Origin of the sequence: Gordonia araii NBRC 100433, assembly GCF_000241265.1 — a bacterium.
In the GTDB taxonomy this organism is placed as follows: Bacteria; Actinomycetota; Actinomycetes; order Mycobacteriales; family Mycobacteriaceae; genus Gordonia; species Gordonia araii.
Genome location: NZ_BAEE01000036.1, coordinates 1 through 14749 on the forward strand (window position 1 = coordinate 1; position 14749 = coordinate 14749).

The following is a 14749-nucleotide window of genomic DNA, read 5'->3' on the forward strand; positions in this document are numbered from 1 at the left end:
ACAGTCAGTACTACGACTGGCAGGTTGAAAATGCGCTACTAGGTGTCGACAAGGCGCAGCGCCCGTTTCGGCCTAGGATACCGGACCGGATACAACCACCAACGGGTCCGATAGCAGCCGCGAACAAAGATGGCTCCGGGCCCGACGACTATCGAACGTCGCGTCCGAGTGTTCGCGATCGAGGAATACTGCAGCAACTGTGGTTGGACGCTAACGCAGGAGCGGAGGCAGCGAAGGGGAAGATGCCCAACGCATCACGGCTATTAAAACACTTTCTAAACGGTTCCGGAAGGTCACAGCAAATGGAATGTCGATGAAATAATCCAGAGTGATAGGGGATTTGCTGAGCGAGCAGAAAAGCGTGCGCATGTCGGCTACGCAAAAGCTCGGAGCGTGATGCCTGAAGGGTACGATGGTCCTATCGCATTCCAGTCCGACTGGGCATCTGGTGAGGATAGTTACCGACCAAGTAAGACTAAGAATCCGGACCTCTGGGCGGCACTTGGTACGTTCACTCTGCAGTCCAGTGGCGTGGCCACTCCTGAATCGGACGGTAGTGTCAGTATTACGTACAAGACTAGCATATATGACTACTACAATTGGAATCCGGACGACCAGCTGACCTCTGGGCTGAATGAACTGCACAAGGCTGGGATGGCGCAGAACTTTGAAACCTTTGGAACAACGGGGAATGTATATGCTACAAATGCTCCGAAGTGATAAGAGATTCTTCCTTTCGATTTTGACGATTGCTGTAGTGACTGTTGTCGCGTCCTGCGGATTCTACGGCGATCCTGTATCTCGTGCCACGGATAAGCTGGGCGTTAGATTGCCTGAATCGGCGACTGAAGTGAGAGCTGATGCTCCTCTTTTTTCCGTTCAGGGATCCTGCCTTGGACTCGAATTTCTTATGCCAAGCAAGCAGTGGCGCGACTATGTAGACGAGTATTTCGATCTAGCCGCGTCGGAGGAGACATATGACGACGGCACTACTTGCGGACAGAATCTGATTCGTTGTGGTCCAGAATTTCGGGTTCCTGCCCAAAGGTGGTCGGATAGGGTTGACGGCGTATATCGCGGGCTAAAGGTTCTTGAGAATTGCCATGGGGCTCGGACGAAAATCGCGTGGGCGCTTGTCGGTCCTTAGGTTGAGAGTTTCGGTGCCAACCGGAATCTCACACGACCTCGACCTGCGTGGGGAATCAATTCGAAGTCCATTCGGCGTCAGGATGCCGAATGGTGCTGGGGTTCGAGTATCGCAGACAAACGAGCATCTATAACTATCGCAACTGAGGACCCGACCGGCCTGGCGTTCCGCGAACTAAATCAGTTACATCGTGCCGGTTGGCCCAAGACTTTGATACAACCGGTACATCCGGAGTCTGCAGCACGAAAGGGGACCCAGGCCGATGAGACTTGGCTCAAGCTCTCGATCCCTCACGTGCTGCCTATTGGTCGCCCTATTTTCCGGATGCTCGACATCTTCGGGCGCCGTGGCTCGGGCGACGGACAGGCTGAATGTCGGCATTCCTGAATCAGCTGCAGATGTTCAAGCACTCGCATCCCTCATCGAGATACAGGGGTCGTGCGTTGGCTTGGAGTTTCTACTTCCCGAGAGTGAGTGGCGAGGGTATGCCGCTCAATATTTCGGCGAGTCGGATGGAGAGGAGACGTTTCTCGAAACGACGCGTGTGGGCGCAACCTTATCGAGTGTGGTACAGACCTTCGGCGACCTGTGATTATGCTCCACGGATATGTCGGCGAAAACGTCGGCCGGGGGAATCTCAAGGTATTCGTCAATTGTCAGGATGGCAGGACAAAGCTCGCTTGGGAGCTAGCGAATCCTTAGCTCTATCCAGCCCATCAGCGCCGACCGAGCTCCGGTGCGACACCACGAAGCACGACTATGACACGAGGGTTCCTGGAAGATGAACGCCGTCGCTCAGGCCAAGTCAGGACAGATGTGGGAGGAGTCGGCCCGTACGAATCTCGAACGCGAGGTTCGCTCGCTTGGCGGGGTCGGGCTTGGCGGGGTCGGGCTCTAGTTCGGTGGCTAGAGGATCTCCGCGAGCTCGGACAACGAGTCGATGATCGTCGCGCGTGACGCTTCGGGGCGCAACGCGTGGAGATGCCCCCACGGTCCGCGCCGAATGAGAATCGGCCTCATGCCGGCATCGGTGGCGGGAAGGACGTCGTTGTCGGTGCGATCGCCGACGTAGGCGATCTGCTCGGGTGGGAAGCCTGCAAGATTCGCGACGGCCGTGAAAAAGCCGGGGAGAGGCTTCTCTACTCCCAGCTCGGCCGAATTGCGGATCTCGTCGACTGGAAGTTCCATGGCGCATAGGGCCTCGAGTGCGCGCGGAGGCTGGTTGCCGGCGATAACGACGCGCAGACCTCGGTGACGCAACTCCGCAAGTGCGGGACGGGCATCCGGGTAGAGGTCGTCTCCGTCGAACCCGTTGCGCAGTCCGTTGGGGTCTTCGGCGGCCCACGCCGTTTCCTCATCACCGATGTCGATTCCCGGCCGGACGATATCGAAGGCCGCGGACACCGGGCGGTCAGTCGCGGCGACGGCACCGATGAGGCCTAGAAACGTCAGGGGCGTCACCCCGAGGCGCTGCGACCAGCGCATCCAGATTCCGGTCTCGTCGATCAAGGTCTCGCCGACGTCGAACACGACCGCGTGCACATCAGAACTCCCCATGGGACGACAATACGTGCGCCCTCACCGCCAGCAATGCTCTTGCCCACCGGTCGATCTCACTCAGTCGTCCCCCAGGCGATCCTCGCCTGACCATTAACGCAATGGGGGATCACTTCTATCGACCGCCCAATTCCGTCGTGTTGGCCTGATGCCTGGAAACCCTTGACCAACGCGCCTCCCTCGCAGTCGATCAAGGCATGGCCGCAGAAGCCCGGGGCGGAACTCAAGTCGTCGAGTTCGTCCGCTCCGAAGTAGGGGGTGACGTATGCCGCCCAGTCTGCTTCGGGAATCAGGAATTCTAGGCTCGAGCAACCACCTTGCACGGTGAAAGGTGGATCATTCACCTTGATGTGTGACGCGTTGGCAGGCACGCTCACACCGATGCGGCTCGCGAAATTCACCGCACCCCGATCAGTGCCGGTACTGGAGCACGATGTTAAAGCCCCAGCCAGTAGTGCCGTCATTACCGCCGTCGCTCTCATTCCGGAAACAACCCAAGAACCACTGTCCGTGGTGCGCGCGCATCGTGTCCGCTGAACGGACTTATCGGGGAGCTGTCGTCGACTTTGGTTCGGAGGTGTCATAAACTTCGAAATTCGGTGCCCATCCCGCCCGATGCAGATCATTTAGGTCCGAGTGTTGTTCTGATGGGTACTCTCTCGTTGTATCCCAGTAATGGTAATGCTTCCCTACCGCCAACCCAGCTCCGGCGCGACCTGCGTCAGAATCGACTCGATCACGTGGGCGTTGTAGTCGACGCCGAGCTGGTTGGGAACCGTTAGGAGCAGCGTGTCGGCCGCGGCGATCGCCTCGTCCTCGCGCAGCTGTGCGATCAGTTCGTCGGGCTCGGCCGCGTAGGTGCGTCCGAAGCGGGCCTTCACATTGTCGATGATCCCGACCTGGTCGGAGTCGGCGCGGCCGCCGAAGTAGGCGCGATCGCGGTCGTCGACCAGCGCGAAGATGCTGCGGCTGACCGACACTCGCGGCTCGCGCTCGTGACCGGCTTCACGCCACGTGTCGCGGAACCGCTGAATCTGTTCTGCCTGCAGCTGGTGGAACGGGATGCCGGTGTCCTCGGTGAGCAACGTCGAACTCATCAGGTTCATGCCCTGTTGGGCAGTCCATTCGGCGGTGGCCCGTGTGCCCGCACCCCACCAGATGCGGTCGCGCAGGCCGGTGGACTGCGGCTCGATCCCGAGCAACCCGGGTGGGTTCGGGAACATCGGCCGCGGGTTCGGCTGCGCGAATCGGGTGCCCTCGATGGCGGTGAGGAAGGCGGCGGTGTGGTCGCGTGCCATCTCCGCGTCGGACGATCCCTCGTCGGGGACGTAGCCGAAGTACTTGTAGCCGTCGATGACCTGTTCGGGCGATCCCCGGCTGACGCCCAACTGCAGCCGGCCACCGGCGAGCAGGTCGGCGGCACCTGCGTCCTCAGCCATGTACAGGGGATTCTCGTACTGCATATCGTGGTTGCAACGCCCGTTCACGTAAGCTTGGTTGCATGGTCGAACTGGTAGCGCTGAGGAAGACGAACGAGGTGGCCGCGTACGTCCGCGCCTCCATGGACCGCAAGGGCGACCGCTGGACGGTCGATACGCAGCTGAGGAAGATCAGGGCGCTGGCCGAGGCCAAGGACTGGAACGTCGTCGAGGTCTACGAGGACAACGCGGTGTCGGCGACGAAGAAGCGCCGCGCTGGCACCCGGTGGGCCGAGATGCTGGACGACGCCCGCGCGGGCCGGTTCTCGATGGTGGTCGCCGTGGACATGGACCGGCTCCTGCGCAGCACGAAGGACCTGAACACGCTGATCGACCTCGGTCTGCGCGTCGTCACCGTGGACGGCGAGATCGATCTCTCGACGGCGGACGGCGAGTTCCGGGCGACGATGCTCGCCGCTCTCGCCCGGTTCGAGGCGCGTCGCAAGGCCGAGCGACAGATCAGGTCGAACGAGCGCCGACGTGCCGAGGGCATCCCCGCGTCCACATGGAAGGCGTTCGGCTGGACGAGGGAGGGCGAAGTGATCGAGGAGGAGGCCGCCGCCGTCCGGCGGGCCTTCGACGCGTTCCTCGGCGAGCCATCGCTGTCGATCCGGCGCATCCGAGAGGACCTGAACAACGCCGGTCATCTCACCGCGCGCGGGTCCGAGTTCTCCGTCGATGCCGTGCGGTACCTGCTGGCGAACTCGCTCTACGCTGGCTTCATCCGCCACTACAAGACCGGCGAGCTGTACCCGGTGCAGGGCGAGGCGTTCCCGCCCATCGTCGGCGAGCAGACGTGGCGGGCCGCGGTGGCGAAGCTGGAGGACAACGTGCGGAGGTCGGCGAGGCAGGGCAATCAGCCGAAGTACCTCCTGTCCACGATCGGCCTCTGTGGGAAGTGCGGCGCGACGCTCGTCTCGGGGACAAATAGCCGCAAGCAGCCGACGTACCGCTGTGGCGAGCAGTTCCACCTCACCCGCCAGCGCGAGCCCGTCGATGCGATGGTCACCGAGGCGGTGCTCACGCGCCTGTCGTCCGTGGACGTGCACGACCTCGTGATGCCGCAGGAGGACGACGGGCCGGATCGCGAGGAACTGCTGACCGAGCGGAACGCCCTGGTCGAGCGTGTGAAAGAGCTGAGCCCGCTGCTGCGCGACATCCATCAGCCGGTCCTGGAGATCACCGCGGCGATCAACGACGTGAAGGCCCGCATCGATGAGATCGACACGGAGCTGCTGGACCGCTCGGTGTCGGTGGCGGCGAAGCTGCTGGCGGGCGTGGAGGAGGCGGTCGGCACCGCGGAGCGTCGTGAGGTCGTCGAGTCGAAGTGGAAGGCGTTGGACATGGACCGTCGCCGGATGCTCGTGGACGAGCTGGTGACGGTGACCATCGAGCCCATAATGCCGGGTCACGTGAAGTTCGACCCCGATCTCGTGCGGATCGAGCCGAGAAGCGACTGACTCATGACTCGACTCGTCATTGCACTGGTGAGTCGAGTCATGGGAGAATGGTTGCAGACAAGAAGATCCCACCGGGGCCGCGACTTAGAAGCGCGGGGTTCTGCTCCCGGATGAGTAGCCGGTCAAACAGCCCAATTACCGTGGCGGGGAACCGGAAGATACTCATGTCTGAGGACTTCCGATGTCTGTCGTTATCGACGTCCCCCGCGCATCCGCGCTCGACCACCCTCGCCTCGATCAGGGCTCCACTCCTTCGCCGCAGGCAGACGGCCACGATCCCGTCATCGCCGCCGCCCGTGCCGCTGGCCGCCGAGCCGGTGAGCGCCTGGCACTCACTCCGCTGACCCCGCGCCAGCGCGCCGCCGTTGCCTCTGTGATGGGTGGTGGTCGCTGATGAGCGCGAACTCCGCCGCCTTCGATCACCTGACCGGCTTCCGCTGGCGTCAGGGCGACCCGTCCCTCGCCGACGCCGAGGCCCAGCTCTACGACCTCGGCGTGCTCCGCTCCGTACTGGAGGAGGCGGTCGAGATCGCCGTCGCCGACGCCCGCGCCGACGGGGTGACCTGGGCCAGGATCGGCGACGCGCTCGGCGTCACGCATCAGGCTGTCATCAAGCGCTACGGCCGGGGCGGTGGTCGCTGATGTACGCCGACGCACGCAACCTCAGCACCGCTCCCACCGACCTGACCCCGCCCGGAGGGCCTGGCCTGGCACCCGCCGAAGGCGGGCTGCCCGTCGTCGTGATGACTGCCCGTAGCCGTGCTTCGCACTCCAAGAGTTACGAGACCCTCATTCGTTCCTACGGGCGCGGCAAGGGCTTGTCGATTGCCGCGCCATGCAACAACGTGCCTGGTCAGCAGCCGGTTCCGCCCTCGCTCCGTCGCGTGGCCTCGTGGGATCATTTTGGGTCTCATTTGGCGGTCAATAGGGGGTCATTTAGGCGCCGCACTCCCTCTGAGACCCTCCGCGCCGCCCGCGGCGGGGGTGGTCGCCGTGGCTAAGCAGGAGAACAACCCGACGAGCATCGGGCTCACGCAATACCTCGATCCGTCGTACTGGGCCTGGGCTGCCGAGGACCCGAACGGGGCCGCGCTGCTCCAGCAGGGTGCCGAGGCGATCCTCGCCTACGTGGTGCAGCGGCTCGAGGCCACCGGCTGCGAGGTCGTCGAGGCCTACGGCATCGTGCACGACAAGGACGAGCGCGAGGTCTGGAGCGACACGGAGAAGGCCCTGGTGGTCGAACTGAAGCCCGAGCACCTGCACGCCGTGATCAAGTTCGCCAGCCGTGCGAAGAGTGCGCCGCTGGATCGGCTCGCGTTCGGCATCGGTGTCGAGCCTCAGTACGTCGAGAAGCCTGGCCGCGGGCGGTACGCCTTCGACAACATGCTGTCGTATCTGACGCACGTGAAGTACGCGGACAAGCACCAGTACGCGCCTTCGGAGGTTGCCACGGTGCGGGGGCCTGAGTATCTCGGGATCGACGCCCAGCGCCGGGAGACGTGGCTGAAGGGCCGCGCCCACGTGAAGAAGAAGGTCGTCGCCGAGAACTTCGAGGACATGCGGGAGCGCGTGCTCCAGGGTGAGATCACGCGGGATCAGATCATGCTCACGGACGAGCTGTTCGACATCTACTCGCGGCATCAGCGGGAGATCGACGACGCGCTGTCGGCCTACGGCCAGCGCCGCGCGTACCGGGCGGCCGCGAAGCTGCGCGCCGGTGCCTTCTCGACGCACGTGGTGTTCGTCCACGGGGATGCCGGGATCGGCAAGACTCGGTTCGCAACGGATTTCATCACCGAGGCGATTAGCGCGGCCAATGCACATGGCGAGCGGTGGCAGGTCTACCGTGCCGCGACGGGGAACCCATTGGATGACTGGCGGGGCGAGGAGGTGCTGCTGCTGGACGATCTGCGGGCCTCGGCGATGGACGCGAACGATTGGCTGCTGCTGCTCGATCCGTATAACGCCTCGCCTGCGAAGGCTCGGTACAAGGGCGAGGTGGCTCCGCGCCTCATCGTGATTACGGCGACGATCGAGCCGGTCGAGTTCTTCTACTACGCCCGCCAGAAGGGCAACGTGGACGAGGCGCTGGACCAGTTCATCCGCCGCCTGGCGTCGGTCGTGAAGGTCTACCGCGCCGACGACATCAACCGCTACCTCGTGCAGCACATCGGGAAGATCGAGCCCTACGAGTGGCACCAGTGCAGCATCCCGACCGCCGCGCACACGCCCGGCATGTACGGCAACGCGTACCACCAGAACGCCGGGTCGCGGGAACTGACGTACGGTCCGGAGACCTCGGCGGAACACGACGCGGACGGTGCGGTCGCGGAGCTGCTCAGCGGGCTCGCGGTGCGAAGTCCGGACGTGCCGCTGGCGCTGATCGAAGGTGCCGCATGAGCACCGATCAGCATTCGCTCTTCCAGGGGGTCGAGGGGGCCGGAGGCCCCTCGCAAGCAGGGCTGGAGGACACGAGCGTCAGCGATGTGTCCGACAGGCCTACTGCTTGCCACTCTGGCGTACAGGTGGAGCAGCAGACCGACTCCCAGGTGAACACCGGTCGGGCTGATGCGGAGGCTGTGCGTCAGAGTCACGGCGGCGCGAAGCGTCGTCGTGGGGGCCGCGCGAAGCTCGATACCGACTTCGGGGAGGAGACGCTCGCGGCGCTTCGCACTCGTGCGAAGCGGCTCGGACTGGCTCCGAGCACGTGGGTACGGACCGTCGTACGCGATGCCCTCCACGCCTCCCGCTCGGAGGAGTTGGACGCCGCCGTGGCGGCGCACCTGCTCGGGGTCGAGGCGCGTGTGCAGGCGTCGGCGGACGCTCGTGAGCTGGCTGCCCAGGTGCGCCCGCTGGCGATCAACGTCAACGACTTGGATCGCCGCGCGCGCGCCGGTGAGGCGGTGGCGCTGTCGTCGGAGGTGCCCGAGCTGATCGAGCTGCTGCGCGAGGTCCGCGCCTTGCTCGGGGATCGGACGGCCGCATGAGCACCACCCACTACAGCCCGAGCACCAGCGCCGCCGACACCGAGCGCTATATCCGCGGGAAGGAGGACGAGCGGGGCGTCGCGATCACGTGCGAAGTGCCGGGAGGCCCTGGCGCATTCTCGGCGCGCGCACGGGCGCTCACGCAGAACACCACGCGCGAGGTCGAGGCGCTGCATTACCGGCAGTCTTTCAGCGACGAGGAGTTCGACCCGAAGAACCCGGAGCACGTGCAGCGGGTGAACGATCTCGGCTATCAGCTCGCGAAGAGGATGCACCCCGACTCGGACTGCCTCGTGGTCAGTCACGTGGATGGCCGGGGCAGAAAGCCGCATAACCACATCTTGGTCATCAATCACAGCAACCGGACCGGAAAGGCGCTCTCGGACTACCGGACGTTCCACGATCGCAAGGCCGGGAACCAGCGGGGCGTGCAGTCGGCGAACGACGAGCTGATGCGAGAGCACGGGCTCTCGGTCGTGAAGCGTCTGGAGCACGCGCCGATGGACTGGGAGCTGCGCCGCGAGGACTTCGCCGAGGGATCGCTCGACCGCGAGATGGGCGACCGGATGAGCGCTGCCCTGACCGATCCCCGCGCGGTGGACAAGGCCGGTCTCGAAGCGGTGATCGACGAGCAGAACCAGCAGCTCGGCGATGACGGGGAGAGGGTGCCGCGGATGCGGCTGCACAGCCCCGTCAGCAAGAAGGGCAAGCGCGCCGGGCAGGAGACCTGGACGCTCTACATCGAGGACTGCCGCGGCGAGTCCGGGCGCGCCGAGCGCCGCAAGCGCGCGAGCGCACTCTCGGCGGACTTCACCCCGGAGGGCGCGCAGGCGTTCTTCGACTACCACCAGCAGCAGAAGGAGCAGGAACATGAGCGCAGCACTCGACAGGCTGAAGCAGCAGAACGGGCCCGTGCAGTCGCCGCCGCCGCTCGGCAGTCCGGAGACGATGGAGCTGTTGACCTCGATCCTCGCCGCCGTCGAGGCGCAGAATACGAGGATCGCCACGCTGGCCGAGCAGCAGAAGAAGCTCGCGGGGTTCGTGAAGGTCATGGACGAGGAGACGACGAGGCGGCTGGAGCGGATCACGGCCCCGGCGTCGACCTCCTCGCCCTCCAGCGACGTGTCCGCGAGGATCGCGAGTATCGAGAGCAGGCAGAACGAGATCGCGAGCACGCTCGGCGAGTTCGCGCAGAGTCTCAACGGCGAGAGCTTGAACGCCGCGTCGCGGAGCTTGGTCGCGGAGGCGCAGAAGAATCGCGCGGCTACGGCCTCGGCGATTGAGGGGCTCAAGGCGCAGGCCGCGGCGAACCAGAAGCTCTTGAGCCAGGTCGGCGGCGCGGTGCAGCGGATCGAGAAGCGCACCGAGGAACGGGTCGAGAAGGCCGTCGAGCAGGTCGCCGGGGAGGCTTCGACCACGATGACCGCGAACCTCGATGCGTCGAACGAACGGGCCGAGCGGATCATCGCGGCGACGGCGAAGCTGGAAGCGCGTCAGCTCTGGTCGGCGGCCGCGGCGATGTGCCTCGCCCTCCTGCCGGTGGTCGTGGTCGTCGCCGGGCTTTGGATGGGTATCGCCGGGCTCATCACCGGCGCTCAGTGGGCGCTGGACGTGGACGGGAGCGTGTGGCTCGGCATCGGGCGGTGGCTCGCGGTCGGCGCTGGCCTTGCCGGGTCCGGCTACGGGCTCTTCGCGTCCGTCCGGTGGGCCGCCGGTCTCGTGGAGACGTGGAAGGGTCGCGGGATGCCGACGTGGCCGAGCTGGCGCAAGAGGTGACCGTGATTCCCGAGGGCAAGCGCGCAGAGCGCGTGCGGCAGCCCTGCAACTGGACGATAGGTCAGCACACACTGTATAGTTCAGTGCATGCTGACTATTGCTTCGCGCCTCGACGTCATGAACCGGCTGGGCCGGGCCATGGCGGACCCGACGCGCTCCAAGATACTGATGTCCCTGCTCGACGGCCCGAGCCACCCCGCCGTGCTCTCGCGCGAGTTGGGGCTGACGCGGTCGAACGTGTCGAACCACCTAACCTGCCTGCGCGACTGCGGGATCGTGGTCGCCGAGCCCGAGGGCCGCCAGACCCGCTACGAGATCGCCGACCCACACCTGGCCGCGGCGCTGACGGCGCTGGTGGACGTGACGCTGGCGGTGGACGAGAGCGCGCCGTGCATCGACCCGCACTGCTCGGTGCCCGGTTGCTGCGCCGCGACAGGCTCGGAGGACGCTTCGTGAGCGCGGCCTGCGGCTGCGACGAGCCGGCCGCCAGCGCCGCCGAGGAGGTGGAGGAGGAGGCCGAGCGCCCGTGGTGGCGCGACCCGGGCCTGGTGGTGCCGATCCTCTCCGGCGTCGCGTTCGGCATCGGCCTGTTGCTGGAGTGGTTGGGGCTGCACGTCGCGGCGCTGGTCGCGTTCTGGGCGGGCCTGCTGCTGGGCGCGTACACGTTCGCGCCCGGCGCGCTGCGGAACCTGTTCGTCAAGCGGAAGCTGGGGATCGCGCTGCTGATGACGATCAGCGCCGTCGGCGCGGTCATCCTCGGCTACGTCGAAGAGGCCGCCGCGCTGGCGTTCCTGTACTCGATCGCCGAGGCCCTGGAAGACAAGGCGATGGACCGCGCCCGCGGCGGCCTGCGCGCGCTACTCAAGCTCGTGCCGGAGACCGCCACCGTGCTGCGCGACGGTGCCTCGGTCGAGATCCCGGCGAAGGAGATCGCCGTCGGCGACGTGCTGCTGGTCCGCCCGGGCGAGCGGGTCGCGACCGACGGCCTGGTCCGCGTTGGCCGCTCCAGTCTGGACACGTCGGCGATCACCGGCGAGTCGATCCCGGTCGAGGTCGCGCCCGATGATGCAGTGTCGGCGGGCGCGATCAACACCGCCGGAGTCCTGGAGGTCGAGGCGACCGCGGCGGGCACCGACAACTCGCTGACCACCATTGTGGAGCTGGTCGAGCAGGCCCAGGCCGAGAAGGGCGACCGGGCCCGCATCGCCGACCGGATCGCCCGCCCGCTGGTGCCCGGCGTGATGGTCCTCGCCGTCCTTGTCGGCGTGCTCGGCTCGCTGCTCGGCGACCCCGAGACCTGGATCACCCGCGCCCTGGTCGTCCTCGTCGCCGCCAGCCCGTGCGCGCTGGCGATCGCGGTGCCCGTCACCGTGGTCTCCGCGATCGGCGCGGCGACGAAGTTCGGCGTCGTCATCAAGAGCGGTGCCGCCTTCGAGCGCCTCGGCGGCATCCGCCACCTCGCCGTCGACAAGACCGGCACCCTGACCCGCAACCGGCCCGAGGTCACCGCCGTCGTCGCCGCCGACGGGTTCGACGACGCCCAGGTGCTCGCCTGGGCAGCGGCCGTGGAGCAGCACTCGACGCACCCGCTCGCCGCCGCCATCGCCGCCGCGGGCCAAGGAGCGCCCGCCGCGCAGGACGTGACGGAGGAGGCCGGGCACGGCATTGGCGGCATGGTGGACGGCCGCCGGGTGACGGTGGGCAGCCCCCGCTGGATCGACGCGGGGCCGCTCAAGGCCCGGGTCGAGGACCTGGAGGCCGAGGGCCAGACTTGCGTGCTCGTGGCCGTCGACGGCGAACTGGCCGGGGCGATCGGCGTCCGCGACGAGCTGCGCCCCGAGGTCCCCGAGGTCGTGCGCACGCTGCGGGCCCAGGGCGTCGAGGTGAGCATGCTCACCGGCGACAACGCCCGCACCGCGCACGCGCTCGCGCAGCTCGCTGGGATCGGCGACGTGCACGCCGAGCTGCGGCCCGAGGACAAGGCCCGCATCGTCGCCCAGCTCTCTAAGGCCTCGCCGACGGCGATGATCGGCGACGGCATCAACGACGCCCCCGCCCTGGCCGGTACGACCGTGGGCATCGCGATGGGCGCGACCGGATCCGACGCCGCGATCGAGTCCGCCGACGTCGCCTTCACCGGTCACGACCTCGGCCTGATCCCGCAGGCTCTGCGGCACGCCCGCCGAGGCCGGGCGATCATGAACCAGAACATCGTGCTGTCCCTGGCGATCATCACCGTGCTGCTGCCGCTGGCCATCACCGGCGTGCTCGGCCTGGCCGCAGTCGTCCTCGTCCACGAAGTCGCCGAGGTCGTCGTCATCGCCAACGGGCTGCGCGCCGCGCGTGCCCGCAAGAGCCAAGCGGCGGCTGCGTCGCCTGAGACGGCGTCACCGGCCGCGGTCCGCGCGGACAGAGCCTGAGAGGAGTGGATCGTGGAGATCACGTTGCAGTACTTCGACGGGTGCCCGAACTGGGAGGTGCTCGACCGGCGGCTCACCGAGGCCCTCGACGGCCGATCGGACGTCCGCGTCGTGCATCAGCGAGTCGAGACTGCCGAGGACGCCGCCCGCCTCGGGTTCCACGGGTCCCCGACCGTCCTCATTGACGGCTCCGACCCCTTCGCCGACGAGCACACGCCGGTGGGGCTCGCCTGTCGAGTGTTCCGCACTCCTGCCGGGCTGGCTGGTTCGCCCACCGTCGATCAGCTGCGCGAAGTACTCGATGCGCCTCTATGAGGGTGGAGCACCGCCGGGTTGCGCGATCATCGCACCGACGCTCAGCGCAGGAAGAGCCGCCTTCATCGAAAACCAGCCAGGATTGCCGTCAACGTTGTGCTGTAGAGCGCGCCGACGCTGACAACAAGTGCTACAACCCAGGCATGCGCTAGCGCATGTCGATCACGCCGGTCCCGATCTCGATCCGGTCCGTCTGCGCTCCGATCGCCGCCAGCAAGGGGAACGGCGACGCGAGCTGACGCGCGAAATGGTGGACGCGGAAGTACGCGCCGTCGGCGCCGAGCTCTTCGGCCGCGACCGCCAGCTCGACCGACTGCAGCAACGCATCCGACGCCGACCGGGTCTGTGACCCGGGTGCCGGCGACCAGTGGCCGAAGGACAGGAATCCGATGTTCTTCATATCGCCTACTAACCGGACCGTGGTCCGAATATTCCCACCACGGGTGTCATGCCTGGTCAGCGGTCCGGTCGCGCGTTGTCCGTGAACACCCTGTCGAGAACGCTTCTGTCGCCCTGGAGGTCGCCTGCCGCGAGCGCCTGGTCGACGGTGAGCTGGCCGGCCGCGAGTCCGACAACGATTTCTGGTGGGGCGACCAACACCGTGTCGGGTTTCGGGTCGGCGCGTGTGGACGCGCTGGGCCCCTCCTCGTCGACTCGAAGCGTCATGAAGAATCCGTCCGTCTCGATGCCGATCTCGACAGGTGGCGAGGCGACCCTGCCCCGGAGCAGCGCGGGCAGTGCGAGGGTCAGCCAGCGAGGCCGGAACAGGTCGTCGCCCGGTCCCGTCATGAGCAAGGGGGAGCCCCACCTGCCGAGTGCTTCCATCGGTTCGCGGAGTCCCGCACCCCATTGAGTGAGGGCGTAGACGACACTCGTATCTTCCAGGCGGCGTTCGAGGAGCCCGTTGGCCTCCATGCTCCGGAGCCGATCTGCCAAGAGGTTCGACGCGATTTCGCCGAGCGAGGTCTTCAACTCGGAGTAGCGCAACGGCCCGGGCAGCAGCTCGCGCACGATCAGGAGCGTCCAGCGGTCGCCGACCACGTCCAGGGAGCGCGCGAGTGCGCAGAACTGCCCGTAAGAGCGGTCGCCGCGCGAATGTTGGTTGACTTTCTCCATCGTGGTTGATTATATCAACTACGAAAGATGAATGTCGATCCGAGGAGACCCGCATGACGTTGAGCATCAGTTGGCTGGCCGTCGTGGCGGGGACCGCGGTCGGGATGGCGATAGCGTGGGTCTGGTACGCGGACTCGGGCCTCTTCGGACGCGTGTGGCGGGAACTGACCGGCGTGACGCAGGAGGACTCCGCGAGAGTCGGCAAACGTCCGGTGGTCGTACTGCTGGCGTCGATCGTGCTCACCGCGATCGCCCTCGCGATCGCCTGTTCGCTCGCCGCGGGGTTCTTCGACGACCAGTCGCCGTGGCTCGCGCTCGCCGTGGGATTCGTCGCCTGGCTGGGGCTCTCGGCGACGACCTTGGCGCAGCACAACGCTTTCGAGCAGAAGCCGGTGCGATTGACGGTCATCAACAGCGCCTATCAGCTGGCATTGTTCCTCGGGATCGCGCTGACGGTCGGGCTTCTCGAATAGCGGCGAGGCGATGCGCCGCG

13 protein-coding genes and 2 pseudogenes are annotated in these 14749 nt (G+C 66.3%); 11 read left to right on the forward strand and 4 right to left on the reverse strand.

Going from position 1 to position 14749, the window contains the following annotated elements:
• Positions 1–2053 precede the first annotated feature (2053 nt).
• Positions 2054–2704, reverse strand: coding sequence for an HAD family hydrolase (locus GOARA_RS05585; RefSeq protein ID WP_007321348.1), 651 nt, complete (start codon positions 2702–2704; stop codon positions 2054–2056).
• Positions 2705–3393: 689 nt separating this feature from the next.
• Positions 3394–4170, reverse strand: a pseudogene (locus tag GOARA_RS05590) (LLM class flavin-dependent oxidoreductase); the annotation flags it as partial.
• Positions 4171–4205: 35 nt separating this feature from the next.
• Here GOARA_RS05590 and GOARA_RS05595 point away from each other — a divergent pair.
• The 10 genes from GOARA_RS05595 to GOARA_RS05630 all read left to right on the forward strand — a co-directional run bounded on the left by GOARA_RS05595 (position 4206) and on the right by GOARA_RS05630 (position 13140).
• The gene (locus GOARA_RS05595; protein ID WP_007321351.1) at positions 4206–5642 is read left to right on the forward strand and encodes a recombinase family protein; all 1437 of its coding nucleotides are present in this window, start codon (positions 4206–4208) and stop codon (positions 5640–5642) included.
• Positions 5643–5823: 181 nt separating this feature from the next.
• Complete coding sequence (locus GOARA_RS19275) at positions 5824–6036, forward strand: hypothetical protein (RefSeq protein ID WP_007321352.1); 213 nt, start codon at positions 5824–5826, stop codon at positions 6034–6036.
• Positions 6036–6284: a hypothetical protein gene (locus GOARA_RS05600; RefSeq protein ID WP_007321353.1), complete on the forward strand. Its 249-nt coding sequence runs from the start codon at positions 6036–6038 to the stop codon at positions 6282–6284. The genes GOARA_RS19275 and GOARA_RS05600 overlap by 1 nt, the downstream gene beginning before the upstream one ends.
• Before the next feature lie 351 nt (positions 6285–6635).
• The gene (locus tag GOARA_RS05605; protein ID WP_007321355.1) at positions 6636–8042 is read left to right on the forward strand and encodes a Rep family protein; all 1407 of its coding nucleotides are present in this window, start codon (positions 6636–6638) and stop codon (positions 8040–8042) included.
• A gap of 125 nt (positions 8043–8167) precedes the next feature.
• The gene (locus GOARA_RS05610) at positions 8168–8629 is read left to right on the forward strand and encodes a hypothetical protein (protein ID WP_245548363.1); all 462 of its coding nucleotides are present in this window, start codon (positions 8168–8170) and stop codon (positions 8627–8629) included.
• The gene (locus tag GOARA_RS19285) at positions 8626–9912 is read left to right on the forward strand and encodes a relaxase/mobilization nuclease domain-containing protein (RefSeq protein ID WP_007321356.1); all 1287 of its coding nucleotides are present in this window, start codon (positions 8626–8628) and stop codon (positions 9910–9912) included. The genes GOARA_RS05610 and GOARA_RS19285 overlap by 4 nt, the downstream gene beginning before the upstream one ends.
• On the forward strand, positions 9842–10405 hold the full coding sequence (locus tag GOARA_RS19290) for a hypothetical protein (RefSeq protein WP_239376845.1): 564 nt from the start codon (positions 9842–9844) through the stop codon (positions 10403–10405). The genes GOARA_RS19285 and GOARA_RS19290 overlap by 71 nt, the downstream gene beginning before the upstream one ends.
• Positions 10406–10492: 87 nt before the next feature.
• Positions 10493–10861 (forward strand): Cd(II)/Pb(II)-sensing metalloregulatory transcriptional regulator CmtR, encoded by a 369-nt coding sequence (gene cmtR / locus GOARA_RS05620; RefSeq protein ID WP_007321358.1) that lies wholly within the window; start codon positions 10493–10495, stop codon positions 10859–10861.
• The gene (locus GOARA_RS05625) at positions 10858–12825 is read left to right on the forward strand and encodes a heavy metal translocating P-type ATPase (RefSeq protein ID WP_007321359.1); all 1968 of its coding nucleotides are present in this window, start codon (positions 10858–10860) and stop codon (positions 12823–12825) included. The genes cmtR and GOARA_RS05625 overlap by 4 nt, the downstream gene beginning before the upstream one ends.
• 12 nt (positions 12826–12837) lie before the next feature.
• Positions 12838–13140 (forward strand): hypothetical protein, encoded by a 303-nt coding sequence (locus GOARA_RS05630; protein ID WP_007321360.1) that lies wholly within the window; start codon positions 12838–12840, stop codon positions 13138–13140.
• Between the two features lie 151 nt (positions 13141–13291).
• Here GOARA_RS05630 and GOARA_RS05635 read toward each other — a convergent pair.
• Positions 13292–13540: pseudogene (locus GOARA_RS05635) on the reverse strand (LLM class flavin-dependent oxidoreductase); the annotation flags it as partial.
• A gap of 56 nt (positions 13541–13596) precedes the next feature.
• Positions 13597–14256: a winged helix-turn-helix transcriptional regulator gene (locus GOARA_RS05640; RefSeq protein ID WP_007321362.1), complete on the reverse strand. Its 660-nt coding sequence runs from the start codon at positions 14254–14256 to the stop codon at positions 13597–13599.
• A gap of 53 nt (positions 14257–14309) precedes the next feature.
• Here GOARA_RS05640 and GOARA_RS05645 point away from each other — a divergent pair, with 53 nt between their 5' ends.
• On the forward strand, positions 14310–14729 hold the full coding sequence (locus GOARA_RS05645; RefSeq protein ID WP_007321363.1) for a DUF1761 domain-containing protein: 420 nt from the start codon (positions 14310–14312) through the stop codon (positions 14727–14729).
• Positions 14730–14749: the final 20 nt, after the last annotated feature.

Excerpts from the sequence above, each read along its gene's own strand:
- GOARA_RS05585 (WP_007321348.1), bottom strand. The coding sequence starts at position 2,704 with ATGGGGAGTTCTGATGTGCACGCGGTCGTGTTCGACGTCGGCGAGACC.
- cmtR (WP_007321358.1), top strand. The coding sequence starts at position 10,493 with ATGCTGACTATTGCTTCGCGCCTCGACGTCATGAACCGGCTGGGCCGG.
- GOARA_RS05640 (WP_007321362.1), bottom strand. The coding sequence starts at position 14,256 with ATGGAGAAAGTCAACCAACATTCGCGCGGCGACCGCTCTTACGGGCAG.
- GOARA_RS05600 (WP_007321353.1), top strand. The coding sequence starts at position 6,036 with ATGAGCGCGAACTCCGCCGCCTTCGATCACCTGACCGGCTTCCGCTGG.
- GOARA_RS05595 (WP_007321351.1), top strand. The coding sequence starts at position 4,206 with ATGGTCGAACTGGTAGCGCTGAGGAAGACGAACGAGGTGGCCGCGTAC.
- GOARA_RS05645 (WP_007321363.1), top strand. The coding sequence starts at position 14,310 with ATGACGTTGAGCATCAGTTGGCTGGCCGTCGTGGCGGGGACCGCGGTC.
- GOARA_RS19285 (WP_007321356.1), top strand. The coding sequence starts at position 8,626 with ATGAGCACCACCCACTACAGCCCGAGCACCAGCGCCGCCGACACCGAG.
- GOARA_RS19275 (WP_007321352.1), top strand. The coding sequence starts at position 5,824 with ATGTCTGTCGTTATCGACGTCCCCCGCGCATCCGCGCTCGACCACCCT.